The organism is Aeromonas veronii bv. veronii (genome assembly GCF_000820225.1).
Taxonomy (GTDB): Bacteria; Pseudomonadota; Gammaproteobacteria; order Enterobacterales; family Aeromonadaceae; genus Aeromonas; species Aeromonas veronii.
This window is the reverse complement of sequence record NZ_CDDK01000019.1, coordinates 8,173-9,873: the sequence shown is the minus strand read 5'-3', so window position 1 is coordinate 9,873 and position 1,701 is coordinate 8,173. Positions and strand designations below refer to the sequence as shown.

Annotated in this window: 2 protein-coding genes and 1 pseudogene; all 3 read left to right on the top strand. The window is 63.6% G+C overall.

Translation table 11 applies throughout. The features are described from left to right. Positions 1–688 (top strand): annotated as a pseudogene (exeL, locus tag BN1139_RS21765) (GspL family type II secretion system protein ExeL); the annotation flags it as partial. Further along, on the top strand, positions 685–1,176 hold the full coding sequence (exeM, locus tag BN1139_RS08965; RefSeq protein ID WP_005350039.1) for a GspM family type II secretion system protein ExeM: 492 nt from the start codon (positions 685–687) through the stop codon (positions 1,174–1,176). The pseudogene exeL and the gene exeM, both read left to right, overlap by 4 nt. After that, positions 1,173–1,701: type II secretion system protein N (locus BN1139_RS08960; RefSeq protein WP_041980408.1), on the top strand; the 529-nt coding region annotated here is incomplete at its 3' end. The genes exeM and BN1139_RS08960, both read left to right, overlap by 4 nt.

Below are 1,701 nucleotides of genomic sequence, written 5' to 3'. Positions count from 1 at the left end.
GGGGATCGTCGCCGACGAGCCGCTGCTGGCCATCTTGCTGGCAACCGAAGTCGAGCCAGTCACCATCCACAGCCACACCCCGGTGCCCGCCATTGCAGCCGCCAACTGGCAGGCGGCGGAGCCTGAACTCCCTATGCTGCTGCTGGCCAAGGGGGCACTCACCTGCCGCGCCAACCTGCTGACCGGCCCCTATCGACCCCAGACCGAATATGCCCGCTACTGGTTACAGTGGCGCAAGGTGGCCATCACCGCAGGCTTGTTGCTGCTGGTGGCCCTCGGCCAGCGCGGGGTGCAGCTCTATCAGCTCACCGAGCAGGACAAGGCGCTGAAAGCGGAGATCCGTGCCGTCTATACCCGCATCTTCCCAGGTGAGAGCCGCATTGTGAACGTGCGCAGCCAGATGAACCAGCATCTGCAACAGATGGGACAAGCCCCGCAAAACGGCGTGCTGCTGATGCTCACCGAGCTGGCCCCCACCTTTGCCGAAGTCCCCGGTCTGAAACCACAGGTGATGCGCTTTGATGCCAGTCGCCGCGAGCTGAGGCTGCAGGTGACCGCCCCCGGTTTTGCCGAGATCGAGCGGTTCCGCGAGCTGGCCGGCAAACAATTCGAGGTACAGCAAGGCGAGGTGCGCAGCACCGAGGGCAAGGTAGAGGGCGCACTGGTACTCAAGGGTAAATCATCATGATGGAAAAATTGCAGAGCTGGTGGCACGGCATCACAGCACGGGAACAGCGGCTGGTGGCCGCAGGCGGCGTTCTGCTGCTGGTCGGTCTCTTCTACTGGAGCGTCTGGCAGCCCATCGCCAACCGCATCGCGGAGCGGGAGCGGCAGGTGCAAAACCAGCAGCAGACCCTCGCCTGGCTCAAGGAGAAGGGGGAAGAGGTGCTGGCCATGCAGGGTGGCTCGGGTCGCCAGATCGACACCAGCGGCACCCTGGAAGGGGTGGTCAACCGCACCGCCTTCAACCACAAGATCAAGATTGCCCGGCTGCAACCCCAGGCGCAGGAGCTGCAAGTGTGGATCGACACGGTCCAGTTCGATGACTTGCTGCTCTGGCTCTCCACGCTGGTGGAGCAGCACGGTATTCAGGTTCAAATCATCGAGATCGCCCGCGAGGATCTGGCCCCGGGTCTGGTCAAGGTCAGACGTTTGCAGTTGAGTCGTCCACAATGAAAAAACGCATCCTGATTGCCAGCCTGTTTCTGGCCGCCTATCTGCTCTTCCTGCTGGCCACCCTGCCCGCGGCACTGGTGGCTCGCCATCTGCCGCTGCCTGCCAACGTTGCCAACCTGCTGAAACTGGAAGGGGTGAGCGGCACCCTCTGGAGTGGCCAGATTGCCCGACTGCAATATGCCAGCGAATCGGTGAACCAGCTGCGCTGGGATCTCAACGGCTGGTCGCTGCTGCGCTTCGCCCCCGAAGTGGCCATACGCTTTGGCGATCGCAACGGGCTGAACGGTCAGGGCATTGTCGGCTGGAATGGCGCCGCCTTCGGCCGGGATCTGACCCTCAACGCCCCCGCCCCCTGGTTGCTGAGCCGGGTGCCGATGCGCCTGCCAATCCCGCTCACCGTCAGCGGCCAGCTGCAGCTCAAAGTGGAGCAATTTGCCCAGGGTAACCCCTGGTGTGACAACCTCTACGGCAACCTCGACTGGTACAACGCCAGCGCCGATACCCCGGCGGGCAAGCTGGATCTGG